This window comes from Kosakonia sp. CFBP8986 (assembly GCF_034044935.1).
Taxonomy (GTDB): domain Bacteria; phylum Pseudomonadota; class Gammaproteobacteria; order Enterobacterales; family Enterobacteriaceae; genus Kosakonia; species Kosakonia cowanii.
Map to the genome: position 1 here is coordinate 185938 of NZ_JAXCXB010000007.1, position 11618 is coordinate 197555.

Genomic DNA, 11618 nt, shown 5'->3' on the forward strand with positions numbered 1-11618 from the left:
TAAAAAACAGGAAAGCACCTCGCAGCAACTTTTGCGGTTATTTTGCGAGCCAGCGCACGTTTGCGTATTCTCTCAATGGCAGTGTGAAATAACGTAATTGAGCAAGGCGCAGAGAGAATCCAGTATTAACTCAGATATGTTCACTCGCCAATGGAGCTCATTATGCACGCTTATTTTGACCAGCTGGATCGGGTTCGTTTTGAAGGTTCAAAGAGTACGAATCCGCTCGCGTTTCGTCACTACAACCCGGATGAGCTGGTGCTCGGGAAACGCATGGAAGATCACCTGCGTTTCGCCGCCTGCTACTGGCACACCTTCTGCTGGAACGGCGCGGATATGTTTGGCGTCGGCTCCTTCGATCGCCCGTGGCAGCAGCCGGGCGAGGCGATGGCGCTGGCAAAACGCAAAGCCGATGTCGCCTTCGAATTCTTCCATAAGCTCAATGTGCCCTACTACTGCTTCCATGATGTCGATGTCTCCCCGGAAGGCGCCTCGCTGAAAGAGTACCTGAGCAACTTCGCCGAAATGGCTGATGTGCTGGGGGAAAAACAGCAGCAGAGCGGCGTCAAGCTGCTGTGGGGCACGGCAAACTGCTTTACCAACCCACGTTACGGCGCGGGCGCGGCCACTAACCCGGATCCGGAAGTCTTCAGCTGGGCGGCAACCCAAGTGGTAAGCGCGATGAACGCCACCCATAAACTCGGCGGCGAAAACTACGTGCTGTGGGGCGGACGCGAAGGGTACGAAACCCTGCTCAACACCGATCTGCGCCAGGAGCGCGAGCAGATTGGCCGCTTTATGAACATGGTGGTCGAGCATAAGCACAAAATCGGTTTCCGCGGCACGCTGCTGATTGAGCCAAAACCGCAGGAGCCAACCAAGCACCAGTATGATTATGACGCCGCGACCGTCTATGGCTTCCTGAAACAGTTCGGGCTGGAAAAAGAGATTAAGCTCAATATCGAAGCCAACCACGCCACCCTCGCGGGCCACTCCTTCCATCATGAAATCGCCACCGCCATTGCGCTGGGGCTGTTTGGCTCCGTCGACGCCAACCGCGGCGATCCGCAGCTCGGCTGGGATACCGACCAGTTCCCGAACAGCGTCGAAGAGAACGCGCTGGTGATGTATGAAATCATCAAGGCGGGCGGCTTCACCACCGGCGGCCTCAACTTTGACGCCAAGGTCCGTCGCCAGAGCACCGATAAGTACGATCTCTTCTACGGCCATATCGGCGCGATGGACACCATGGCGTTGGCGCTGAAAATCGCCGCCCGCATGGTCGAAGAGGGCGAGCTGGATAAACGCGTTGCTAAACGTTATGCGGGCTGGAATGGTGAGCTGGGCCAGCAAATTTTGCAGGGGCAGCTTAGTCTTGCGGAGCTGGCGAAGTACGCTGAGGAGCAGAACCTGGCGCCGCGTCACCAGAGCGGTCATCAGGAGCAACTGGAGAACCTGGTCAACGCGTATCTCTTCGATAAGTAACCGGCTTCTGCGCGGCACACTCAACAAGGAGTAGTCACTATGTATATCGGGATCGATCTCGGTACCTCGGGCGTGAAGGCGATTCTGCTCGGTGAGCAGGGCGAGGTGCTGGCCTCCCATACGGAGAAACTCAGCGTCTCTCGCCCACACCCGCTATGGTCGGAGCAGGATCCCGAAAGCTGGTGGCAGGCGACGGATCGCGCCATCCAGGCGCTCGGCGCAGCGCATTCGTTGCAGCAGGTGAAGGCCATCGGCCTTGCCGGGCAGATGCACGGCGCGACGCTGCTCGATAGCGAAAACCGCGTTCTGCGCCCGGCGATCCTCTGGAACGATGGTCGCTGTGGTGAGGAGTGCGGGCTGCTGGAAGCGCGGGTCGCTAACGCCCGTGCGATCACCGGTAACCTGATGATGCCGGGCTTCACCGCGCCGAAGCTGCTGTGGGTGCAACGGCATGAACCGGAGATCTTCGCTAAGGTGGCGAAGGTGCTGCTGCCGAAAGATTATCTGCGGCTGAAGATGTCCGGCGTCTTTGCCAGCGATATGTCCGATGCCGCAGGCACCATGTGGCTTGATGTGGCGAAGCGCGACTGGAGCGATGAGATGCTCGCCGCCTGCTCGCTGTCGCGCAGCCATATGCCAACGCTGTTTGAAGGCAGTGAGATCACCGGCGAACTGCTGCCAGAAGTTGCCCGGCGCTGGGCGATGCCGGTAGTGCCGATTGTTGCAGGCGGCGGCGACAACGCCGCTGGCGCGGTCGGTGTCGGCATGGCGGATGCGGGGCAGGCGATGCTCTCGCTCGGCACATCCGGCGTCTACTTTGCCGTCAGCGAAGGGTTCCTCAGCAAGCCGGAAAGCGCGGTGCACAGCTTCTGCCACGCGCTACCGGGGCGCTGGCATCTGATGTCGGTGATGCTGAGCGCGGCCTCCTGTCTGGACTGGGCAGCCAAACTGACCGGCATGGCGTCGGTGCAGGCACTGATTAGCGCTGCGCAGCAGGCCGACGAGAACGCGGGCGATATCTGGTTTCTGCCCTATCTCTCCGGCGAGCGCACGCCGCACAACAACCCGCAGGCAAAAGGCGTCATCTTTGGTTTGACCCATCAACACGGCCCGGCGGAGCTGGCGCGTGCGGTGCTGGAAGGGGTGGGGTATGCGCTGGCAGACGGGATGGATGTGGTGCACGCCTGCGGCGTGACGCCGCAAAGCATTACCCTTATCGGCGGCGGCGCGCGCAGCGACTGGTGGCGGCAGATGCTGGCGGATATCAGCGGTTTGCAGCTTGATTACCGCACCGGCGGGGATGTTGGCCCGGCGCTCGGCGCGGCGCGGCTGGCACAAATCGCCGTTAATCCTGACGTACCGCTGGCAACGCTATTGCCGCAACTGCCGGTGGAGCAGCAGCATCAGCCGGACGCGCAGCGCCACGCACATTATGCCGCGAAGCGCGACACCTTCCGCCGCATCTATCAGCAGCTGTTGCCGCTGATGTCATAACCTTTTCGGCCCGCTGGCAACGGTGGGCCGTAATCACCCTGATGTTGTCCTTTTTTGGTCTTAGCAGCAGCGTAAAGCCTTGCCAGAATAGCGTTAACCCCACTGAGCAAGGAGTCCTGAAATGACCCGTACAGCCCTGATTAACATCGACACCCAGCAATCCTTTTTCCACCGTGACTTCTGGCAGGATAACGACTTTCCCGCTTTCCAGCAGGCGATGCTGACGCTGATTGCCGGTTGCCAGGCGCGCGGCATTCCGCTGGTGGATATTTTTCACGTCGCCGACAGCGGCCCCTTCTCGCTGGAGAGCGGCTTCGTGAAACCGATGCCCTTTTTGCAGCACCAGGCGGATGTCACCTTCCATAAGCATGTCCACAACGCATTTACCGATACCGGCCTCGATCGCTGGCTGCGTCAGCGCGATATCACTCATCTGATTATTTGTGGTATTCGTACGGAGCAGTGCTGTGAAACGACCGCCAGAGTGGCATCGGATCTGGGCTATCGCGTGACCTTCGTCAGCGAAGCGACGCTCACTTTCCCAATGACACATAATGGCGTGACGCTGGATAGCCACACGCTGCGCCACCGTACGGAAACCGTGCTCGTCGGGCGCTTTGCCGCCATTAAAACCGTCCAGGAGACGCTGGAACAATAAATGTGTGATGTCTGGTTTGTGATGCTGCCCGGCGTGCTGGCGCTCGATATGGCCGGTCCGGCGGAGACCTTTGCCCAGGCGCAGGAGACCTTTCGCCTGCACTACATCGGCCCGCAAGCGGAGGTGGCAACCTCTCTTGGCTTAACGATGGGCAACATCGCGCCGCTGCCGGAGACGTTGCCGGAGGGGAGCCTGCTGGTGCTGCCCGGCGTCAGCGATTCGTCGCAGTTATTCGACACGCCGCAGGCAAGGCAGGTGCGCAACTGGCTGATGCGGTTGCAACCGCTGCTCCACCGCCGGGCGATTACGCTGATGTGCGTCTGTTCCGGCGCAATGCTGGCGGCGAAAGCCGGGCTGCTTAACGGGGTTCAGTGCACGACCCATCACAATGTGATTGCTCGCTTGCAGGCGCTCGAACCGGCAGCGCTGGTCAAAGAGAACCGGATTTTTATTGAGGATCGCGGCATCTGGACCAGCGCGGGCATCACCTCAGGCATCGATCTTGCTCTGCACATTATCAACCGCTTATGCGGGCCGGCGCGCGCGCTGGCGGTGGCGCGCGAAATGGTGGTCTGGTTTCGCCGCTCCGGCGATGACCCGCAGCTTTCACCGTGGCTGCGCTATCGCAACCATCTCCACCCGGCGGTGCACCGGGCGCAGGATGCGCTGACCGCCGAGCCGCAAAAGGCCTGGCAACTGGCGGAGATTGCCGCGCAGGCACACGTCAGCGCCCGGCATCTCACCCGTCTTTTTCAGCAGCATCTGGGGATCAGCGTGCGGGACTATCTGGAGCAGCTGCGGCTGGTGATTGCCGAGCAGGCGCTGTTGCAGGGCCAGGGCGCGGAGCAGGCGGCGCTGGCCGCCGGTTTCTCCTCCCCGCGCCAGCTGCACCGGGCGCGGGCGCGAATTGCTAGCTGACAAACCGCCGCCGGTCGATGCGCTGCACCAGCATCGAGAGCGTCAGGCTTGCCGCCAGCGCCGCGCTGAAGACCCACAGAATGTCGAGCAGCGGCCAGTTTTGCACCTCAACGCCGCGCGTGCGTAGCGCATGAATAATCAGCGCGTGGAAACCGTAAATACCGAGTGAGTGGCGCGAAATCAGCGCCAGCCCGGGCAGAGTGCGGCTGTTAAGCGTGTTTTTGACCAGCGTAAACAACGCGATGGCGCAGAGAAAGACCATCGGGCCGCAGTAGAGATACCAGGTATCGGCGAAGTTGCCGCGCCATCTCAGCTCATGCAGCGTACCGCGTGAAATCGCCACCACTGCCAGCACCACAACTGCGGCGCTCAGCCAGTTCAGCGCCCGTTTTTGCGTCTCCATCATGCCGATGGCGCGACCGAGGATGGCGTAAAGGACGTAGTAAAAGGTGTCGCCGTTGATGTAGAGGTTGATCGGCAACCACTCAACGCCATCGCTTTTTAGCGTCACCAAATTGGGGTTAGCGACGACGCCAATCACCGCAATCAGCGCCAGCAGCATCTTGCCGCTCAGGGCTTTGACCTGAATCAGGGGCGAGAGCAGGTAGATAACGATGACGGCGAAGAAGAACCACAGATGGTAAAAAATCGGCTTTTGCAGGATGTTCTTCAGCGACAGGTCGCTGTTAATCGAGGTAAACAGCACGATATAGAGCAGGGCGATGAGGCTATAAAACAGCAGGCAGAGGCCGATACGCAAAAAGTGGCGCGGCTGGGCGCTGCGTTCGCCATAAAAGAGGTAGCCTGAAATCATAAAAAAGAGGGGAACGCTGACGCGCGAGGCGGAGTTAAGCAGATTGGCAACATTCCAGTCGAAGCTGGTAACGGTGGCTGGATTAGTAATGTACCAGGTCGTGGTGTGGATCATGACCACCATTAAACAGGCTATCCCGCGTAAATTATCTATCCAGTGAATTTTTGACGGCATCACTTCCTCAATTTCTTATTGTCGACAAATATCCTAAGACTGGTAATTTACCTGCGTATCTCTTTGGATAATTCTGAGTTTTCCCACGCGTGGTTGTGCACTAAGCGCAGTGCTGCACAATGGCGTTTTTGGCCGTTCACCCTATCAGCCCGCAAGGAAATGCGTAAGAAAATGATGAAGTTTACTCTGCCGATGCTGATGTTGCTGCTGACAAGTTGCAGTGCGCCCGAGAAAATGCCGGAGCAGAAGGCGCAAACGGCACGGCCTGGCCCGACACGCTCTCTCGATATGGAGCAACTCTGCCGGGAAAACGCTGCGCACCGCTACAACACCGGGGCGGAAAAAGTGAACGTTACCGGCTTCGAACAGTATCAGGGCAGTTACGAGATGCGTGGCGTTACGCCGCGTCATGAAGCGTTTGTCTGCACTTTTGACGCTGAAGGGCAGTTTTTGCACCTTTCGATGCGTTAAGCCCCATAATACGCGCCAATGCCGCCGCTATTTCCCAATTTTCCGTAAACAACCCCGTTTCGTACTGTATATCTTGCAGTCAGCGGGTATACTGGTCGCTTCCTTTAAATCCACACGTATCCAGCACGAAATAATATGCAAAAGTTTGATACCAGGACCTTTCAGGGTCTGATCCTGACCTTACAGGATTATTGGGCTCGTCAGGGCTGCACCATCGTTCAACCTCTGGACATGGAAGTGGGTGCCGGTACTTCGCACCCAATGACCAGCCTGCGCGCGCTGGGCCCGGAGCCGATGGCAACCGCCTACGTTCAGCCTTCCCGTCGTCCGACCGATGGTCGCTACGGCGAAAACCCGAACCGCTTACAGCACTACTACCAGTTCCAGGTGGTGATTAAACCCTCTCCGGACAACATTCAGGAACTGTACCTCGGGTCACTGAAAGAGCTGGGTATGGACCCGACCATTCACGATATTCGTTTCGTGGAAGATAACTGGGAGAACCCGACGCTGGGTGCCTGGGGTCTTGGTTGGGAAGTGTGGCTTAACGGCATGGAAGTGACGCAGTTCACCTACTTCCAGCAGGTTGGCGGCCTTGAGTGCAAGCCGATCACCGGCGAGATCACTTACGGTCTGGAACGTCTGGCGATGTACATTCAGGGCGTAGACAGCGTCTACGATCTGGTCTGGAGCGACGGCCCGCTGGGTAAAACCACTTACGGCGACGTGTTCCATCAAAACGAAGTGGAGCAGTCCACTTACAACTTCGAATACGCCGATGTCGACTTCCTCTTCACCTGCTTTGAGCAGTATGAGAAAGAGGCTCAGCAGCTGCTGGCGCTGGAAAACCCGCTGCCGCTGCCGGCTTACGAACGCATTCTGAAAGCCGCCCACAGCTTCAACCTGCTTGATGCGCGTAAAGCCATCTCCGTCACCGAACGCCAGCGCTACATTCTGCGCATCCGTACGCTGACCAAAGCAGTCGCTGAAGCCTATTACGCTTCCCGTGAAGCCCTTGGCTTCCCGATGTGCAACAGAAATAAATAAGAGGCGGCCATGTCAGAGAAAACATTCCTGGTGGAAATCGGCACCGAAGAGCTGCCACCAAAAGCCCTGCGCAGCCTGGCGGAGTCCTTCGCTGCCAACTTTACCGCTGAGCTGGATGCGGCAGGCGTTGCCCACGGCGACGTTAAATGGTTCGCCGCGCCGCGCCGTCTGGCGCTGAAAGTGGCTAACCTTGCCGCCGCGCAGCCGGATCGCGAAGTTGAAAAACGCGGCCCGGCCATCGCCCAGGCGTTCGACGCGGAAGGCAAACCGAGCAAAGCGGCTGAAGGCTGGGCGCGCGGCTGCGGTATCACCGTCGATCAGGCCGAGCGTCTGACCACCGACAAAGGCGAATGGTTGCTCTATCGCGCCCATGTTAAAGGCGAAAGCATCGAAGCGCTGCTGCCGAACATGATCGCCACCTCGCTTAGCAAACTGCCGATCCCAAAACTGATGCGCTGGGGCGCGTCGGACGTGCACTTTGTGCGTCCGGTTCACACCGTAACCCTGCTGCTGGGCGACCAGCTGGTTCCGGCAACGATCCTTGGCATTCAGTCCGATCGCGTCGTTCGCGGTCACCGCTTTATGGGCGAGCCGGAGTTCACCATCGACAACGCCGATCAATACCCGCAAATCCTGCTGGAGCGCGGCAAAGTGATGGCGGATTACGCCGAGCGTAAAGCCAAAATCAAAGCGGACGCCGAAGAGGCGGCGCGTAAGATTGGTGGTAACGCCGATCTGAGCGACAGCCTGCTGGAAGAGGTGACCTCTCTGGTTGAGTGGCCGGTGGTGCTGACCGCGAAGTTCGAAGAGAAATTCCTCGCGGTTCCGGCGGAAGCGCTGGTCTACACCATGAAGGGTGACCAGAAGTACTTCCCGGTGTATGGCAACGACGGCAAACTGCTGCCAAATTTCATCTTCGTCGCCAATATCGAGTCGAAAGATCCGCAACAGATTATCTCCGGTAATGAAAAAGTGGTGCGCCCGCGTCTGGCGGATGCCGAGTTCTTCTTCAATACCGACCGTAAAAAACGCCTGGAAGATCACCTGCCGCGTCTGCAAACCGTGCTGTTCCAGCAGCAGCTCGGTACGCTGCGCGACAAGACCGATCGTATTCAGGCGCTGGCGGGCTGGATTGCCGGTCAGATTGGCGCAGATGTGAACCACGCCACGCGTGCGGGCTTGCTCTCCAAGTGCGATCTGATGACCAACATGGTGTTCGAGTTTACCGACACTCAGGGCGTGATGGGCATGCACTATGCGCGTCACGACGGCGAAGCGGAAGACGTTGCCGTTGCGCTGAACGAGCAGTATCAGCCGCGCTTTGCTGGTGATGAGCTGCCGTCTAACCCGGTGGCCTGTGCCGTGGCGATTGCCGATAAGATGGATACCCTCGCGGGGATCTTCGGTATCGGTCAGCATCCGAAAGGCGATAAAGACCCGTTCGCGCTGCGCCGTGCCGCGCTGGGCGTGCTGCGTATTATCGTCGAGAAGAACCTGGCGCTGGATCTGCAAACCCTGACCGAAGAGGCGGTGCGTCTCTACGGCGATAAGCTGACGAACGGCAAAGTGGTCGACGATGTGATCGACTTTATGCTGGGCCGCTTCCGCGCCTGGTATCAGGACGAAGGTTACAGCGTTGATACCATTCAGGCGGTGCTGGCACGCCGTCCGACCAAACCGGCCGATTTCGATGCGCGTATGAAGGCGGTTTCCCACTTCCGTACGCTGGAGGAAGCGGCGGCGCTGGCGGCAGCCAACAAGCGCGTCTCCAACATCCTGGCGAAATCTGACGAAACGCTGAATGAGAACGTGCAGGCGGCGGTGCTGAAAGAGGCCGCAGAGATTAAGCTGGCAGGCAACGTGGTGGTTCTGCGCGATACCCTGCAGCCGTTCTTTGCCGAAGGGCGCTATCAGGAAGCGTTGATCGAGCTGGCGCAGCTGCGCGAGCCGGTGGATGAGTTCTTTGAGAACGTGATGGTGAACGCCGACGATAAAGAGGTGCGCATCAACCGCCTGACGCTGCTGGCGAAACTGCGTGAACTCTTCCTGCAGGTTGCGGATATCTCGCTGCTGCAGTAATCGTTCAGTCGATAAAAAACCCGCTACGGCGGGTTTTTTTATGCCCCGATTTTGCCGGGAGTTGGTTTTGCCGGATGGCGCTTCGCTTATCTGGCCTACAAGGGACATCAGCCGCGCTAAATCGTAGGCCGGATAAGGCGTAGCCGCCATCCGGCAAAGCAGACGGTTCGGAACTGCCATCCGGCAACAGCGCCCAACTCAGTGGCGTGGCGCGTGGGTGAATCGACGAAAGGCATTACTGACGCGCACGGTGTTGCGCCCGGCGCGTTTTGCCTCGTAAAGGGCGTTATCCGCGCTCTGGATCAGTTGCCCATATTCGGTATGGTTCTGCTGACACAGGCTGGCGACGCCGATACTGACGCTGACGCAGCCATCCGGTGAACTGGCGTGGGGAAGCTCAAGGTGCTGCACGCTGGTGCGCAGCTTCTCCGCCAACTCCACCGCATCAGCAGAACGCGTTTCTGGCAGCAGGGCGCAAAACTCCTCGCCGCCGTAGCGAAACAAGATCTCATTCGGGTTACAGAGCGTGCTGCGCATCGCCGACGCAATCTGCTGCAGGCACTCGTCGCCGTGCTGGTGGCCATAGCTATCGTTATAGGACTTGAAGTAGTCCACATCGATAAGCAGTAGCGACAGTGGTTTATTGTTGCGCTTGCTGGCGCGCCACTCGCGCTCAATGCAGAGATCGAAATAGCGGCGATTGCCGACGCCCGTCAGGCCATCCGACAGGGATTGCGACAACAATTCATGGGCCTGATCGCGCAGTAACGACTCACGGCGTACTGCCGCAGTGACATCGACAATCTGAATCAGGCAGTAACGCTCGGCATCGCCGAGTGGAACAATGGTCACCGCCTGGCTCAGACGGGCTGTTGGCCGCGCCGGTTCCGCATAGAGCGGAAAAGGGGAGCGGTGTAGCGATTGTGAAAGCAGGGAAGATAAATTGTGACCAATGGCCTGACGGATCGCATCGCCAACGCGGTGATAGGTCAGGTCCGGGAAGACGGAAAAAAAGTCTTCGCCAACGGTGTCGCTGGCCGCCCGCCCGGTATGCGTCTCTAACCACGCATTCCACAGCGCGATACGGTACTGCGCATCCACGAGGATGACACCGAGGCTGAGGGCTGAAAACGCATCCAATAACAACTTATCTTTCATGATTAATGCATTCCGCTGGGAACACTACCGGATTCTAAACGGCTGATATAAAGCCGAACCTGCTCGCGTAAGTCGCACAGAGCGGACATATCGAGGATAAACGCGAGATAGCCCTGGATCTGCTGGCGTTCGAGCGCAAAATCAATGCGCAGCATCATAACCAGCGGATCGTTCTTATCTTTTTCGGGGTTGAGGATCTCTTCGCTGCTGCCAACCCGCACCACTGGCAGCGAACCCTGTAGCTCTTTCTGGAACATATTTGCCAGCGTGCCGACACAGGCGTTGAGCACAATATTGCCAATCTCGCTCATCGCTTCACGCTCCATCTCGCCCAGTTCATGCGCCGGGATCAGATCGCCGACCATCATGCGCACGATTTCGAAACTCGCAGCTTCCGGAAACATCAGAATCGCTTCGGTGGCGTAGGCCCCTTCGTAATGCTGGCTAATGCCGAACAGCGATACGCCCGCACCCATCTCGTCGGCCGCTTTCGAGCGCGGCGTAAAGCGGATGGTCGGCACCGACATGCGCACCTCTTCGTTGACGATATTGCTCATCGCCGCCGCCGCGTGGCCGACGCCGATGTTGAAGATCTCCATCAGGCTGTCCGCTTCAATCTCGCTGATATCGGGCAACTCGGTCATGGCTGGCTCTCCAGGCTCTTCAGCATGGCGTGCAGCTGCGGCTCTTTCAGCGGTTTTGGCAGGAAACCGAGGCCCATCTCTTCGGCGGCAGCCTGCACAGAGTTCTGCACGTTGGCGGTAAGCAGCACAATGTGGGTCTGCGGGTGCGTTTGACGCAGGCGTGACGCCGCTTCAATGCCGCCAATGCCGGGCATATTCACATCAAGCAGAATCAGATAGGGGGTATTCGCCGCAGCATGGGCAATCGCCTCTTCACCCGTACCGGCCTCATCAATGCTCCAGTCGCTGTGCAAGTTAAGAACATACTGGCGGGAAATCATGCGTGACAGGCGGCTGTCATCGACAATCAGAATATATCTGGACATCATTCATTCTCATTTTAGGATTCAGGGCCTGAAACCAGAACAATGCTTTACTTCCGGATCTCCTCCCTGAGCACTACTGAACGATATGCCACCGTTATGCGTTTGGGGTAACGCGCGGTTTTATCGTCTCCTTTCTGAAATGGCGATCCGGGATTGCACGCATGGCCTGCTACTTTCAGTTAAGTCACCTTATTCATCGGCAATATTGCGCAAACAATTAGCCCTCAATTTTGCGCACTGCAACGTAAAGATGAAAATTTGACCTTGAACCTGGCCTGGCTCTCTGGCTATCCTGTGCGGCGACGAACTTC

At 58.4% G+C, this 11618-nt stretch carries 11 protein-coding genes; 7 read left to right on the forward strand and 4 right to left on the reverse strand.

Annotated features, from left to right (window positions below; all coding sequences use genetic code 11):
- The first annotated feature begins 162 nt into the window (after positions 1 to 162).
- The 4 genes from xylA (at position 163) to SOM48_RS17355 (ending at position 4555) form a co-directional block, all read left to right on the forward strand.
- Positions 163 to 1485: a xylose isomerase gene (gene xylA, locus SOM48_RS17340; protein ID WP_320512626.1), complete on the forward strand. Its 1323-nt coding sequence runs from the start codon at positions 163 to 165 to the stop codon at positions 1483 to 1485.
- A gap of 39 nt (positions 1486 to 1524) precedes the next feature.
- Positions 1525 to 2979 carry a xylulokinase gene (gene xylB / locus SOM48_RS17345; protein WP_320512628.1) on the forward strand — a complete coding sequence of 485 codons (1455 nt, stop codon included), beginning with the start codon at positions 1525 to 1527 and terminating at the stop codon, positions 2977 to 2979.
- A gap of 121 nt (positions 2980 to 3100) precedes the next feature.
- The gene (locus SOM48_RS17350) at positions 3101 to 3637 is read left to right on the forward strand and encodes a cysteine hydrolase family protein (protein ID WP_042718631.1); all 537 of its coding nucleotides are present in this window, start codon (positions 3101 to 3103) and stop codon (positions 3635 to 3637) included.
- A complete protein-coding gene (locus SOM48_RS17355; protein ID WP_312479736.1) occupies positions 3638 to 4555 on the forward strand; it encodes a GlxA family transcriptional regulator in 918 nt (305 codons plus the stop codon).
- Here SOM48_RS17355 and SOM48_RS17360 read toward each other — a convergent pair.
- On the reverse strand, positions 4548 to 5543 hold the full coding sequence (locus tag SOM48_RS17360) for an acyltransferase (protein WP_320512630.1): 996 nt from the start codon (positions 5541 to 5543) through the stop codon (positions 4548 to 4550). The two genes, SOM48_RS17355 and SOM48_RS17360, sit on opposite strands and share 8 nt — an antisense overlap.
- Positions 5544 to 5714: 171 nt before the next feature.
- On the opposite strand from SOM48_RS17360, the gene SOM48_RS17365 reads away from it, so the two are divergent.
- The 3 genes from SOM48_RS17365 to glyS all read left to right on the forward strand — a co-directional run bounded on the left by SOM48_RS17365 (position 5715) and on the right by glyS (position 9140).
- Complete coding sequence (locus SOM48_RS17365) at positions 5715 to 6014, forward strand: YsaB family lipoprotein (RefSeq protein WP_128481907.1); 300 nt, start codon at positions 5715 to 5717, stop codon at positions 6012 to 6014.
- Positions 6015 to 6149: 135 nt separating this feature from the next.
- Positions 6150 to 7061: a glycine--tRNA ligase subunit alpha gene (gene glyQ / locus SOM48_RS17370; protein ID WP_042718627.1), complete on the forward strand. Its 912-nt coding sequence runs from the start codon at positions 6150 to 6152 to the stop codon at positions 7059 to 7061.
- 9 nt (positions 7062 to 7070) lie between these two features.
- Entirely contained in the window at positions 7071 to 9140 is a 2070-nt protein-coding gene (gene glyS / locus SOM48_RS17375; protein WP_315077995.1) for a glycine--tRNA ligase subunit beta, read from the forward strand.
- Positions 9141 to 9338: 198 nt separating this feature from the next.
- Here the strand turns inward: glyS and SOM48_RS17380 are convergent, their stop codons facing one another.
- The 3 genes from SOM48_RS17380 to SOM48_RS17390 are packed head-to-tail and all read right to left on the reverse strand — an operon-like array spanning position 9339 to position 11310.
- Positions 9339 to 10298 carry a GGDEF domain-containing protein gene (locus SOM48_RS17380; RefSeq protein WP_128481909.1) on the reverse strand — a complete coding sequence of 320 codons (960 nt, stop codon included), beginning with the start codon at positions 10296 to 10298 and terminating at the stop codon, positions 9339 to 9341.
- Positions 10299 to 10300: 2 nt separating this feature from the next.
- Positions 10301 to 10942, reverse strand: coding sequence for a chemotaxis protein CheC (locus tag SOM48_RS17385; RefSeq protein ID WP_076769340.1), 642 nt, complete (start codon positions 10940 to 10942; stop codon positions 10301 to 10303).
- Positions 10939 to 11310, reverse strand: coding sequence for a response regulator (locus tag SOM48_RS17390; protein WP_054802698.1), 372 nt, complete (start codon positions 11308 to 11310; stop codon positions 10939 to 10941). Before SOM48_RS17390 ends, SOM48_RS17385 begins: the two co-directional genes overlap by 4 nt.
- Positions 11311 to 11618 lie beyond the last annotated feature (308 nt).

Excerpts from the sequence above, each read along its gene's own strand:
- xylA (WP_320512626.1), top strand. The coding sequence starts at position 163 with ATGCACGCTTATTTTGACCAGCTGGATCGGGTTCGTTTTGAAGGTTCA.
- xylB (WP_320512628.1), top strand. The coding sequence starts at position 1,525 with ATGTATATCGGGATCGATCTCGGTACCTCGGGCGTGAAGGCGATTCTG.
- SOM48_RS17350 (WP_042718631.1), top strand. The coding sequence starts at position 3,101 with ATGACCCGTACAGCCCTGATTAACATCGACACCCAGCAATCCTTTTTC.
- SOM48_RS17355 (WP_312479736.1), top strand. The coding sequence starts at position 3,638 with ATGTGTGATGTCTGGTTTGTGATGCTGCCCGGCGTGCTGGCGCTCGAT.
- SOM48_RS17360 (WP_320512630.1), bottom strand. The coding sequence starts at position 5,543 with ATGCCGTCAAAAATTCACTGGATAGATAATTTACGCGGGATAGCCTGT.
- SOM48_RS17365 (WP_128481907.1), top strand. The coding sequence starts at position 5,715 with ATGATGAAGTTTACTCTGCCGATGCTGATGTTGCTGCTGACAAGTTGC.
- glyQ (WP_042718627.1), top strand. The coding sequence starts at position 6,150 with ATGCAAAAGTTTGATACCAGGACCTTTCAGGGTCTGATCCTGACCTTA.
- glyS (WP_315077995.1), top strand. The coding sequence starts at position 7,071 with ATGTCAGAGAAAACATTCCTGGTGGAAATCGGCACCGAAGAGCTGCCA.
- SOM48_RS17380 (WP_128481909.1), bottom strand. The coding sequence starts at position 10,298 with ATGAAAGATAAGTTGTTATTGGATGCGTTTTCAGCCCTCAGCCTCGGT.
- SOM48_RS17385 (WP_076769340.1), bottom strand. The coding sequence starts at position 10,942 with ATGACCGAGTTGCCCGATATCAGCGAGATTGAAGCGGACAGCCTGATG.
- SOM48_RS17390 (WP_054802698.1), bottom strand. The coding sequence starts at position 11,310 with ATGATGTCCAGATATATTCTGATTGTCGATGACAGCCGCCTGTCACGC.